At 34.3% G+C, this 492-nt stretch carries 1 protein-coding gene; it reads right to left on the bottom strand.

Going from position 1 to position 492, the window contains the following annotated elements:
* A partial coding sequence (locus tag SM447_RS30235) for a response regulator transcription factor (RefSeq protein WP_474576263.1) occupies nucleotides 1-492 on the bottom strand: 492 nt, incomplete at both ends.

The raw sequence follows: 492 nt of genomic DNA on the forward strand, positions 1-492 counted from the left end.
AATATGCGCTTCTAATGAGTTCTTGTTAATAGCATCATATTTACCAACAATATACTCTCCCATTTTTTCAGCGCTCACAACTCGCTCTTTGTTAATAAACAAACACTCTGTAATTTTATATTCTGTTGGCGTTAATTCTATGGGTTGGTTTTTATAACTAAACACTTTGGCTTGCAAATCAACAACAAAGTCATTAATGGTAATAATATTGGAAGATCTTAACAGCTCACCTCTTCGGGTTAATGCGATAATTCGGGCGTGTAATTCGTCAAATGAAAAAGGCTTTGTCATGTAATCGTCAGCACCAGTAAATAAGCCGTCGATTCGATCATTGATTTGATCTTTTGCTGATAAGATTAATACTTTGCTTTGTTTGTTATGTGTTCTTAAGGTTTTTAATATTGATAAACCATCAACACTTGGCAACATTAAATCTAAAATAATAACGTCGTACTCATCAGCTAGTGCCATAGCTAATCCGTCTGCACCATC

Source organism: Micromonospora aridisoli (assembly GCF_056150025.1).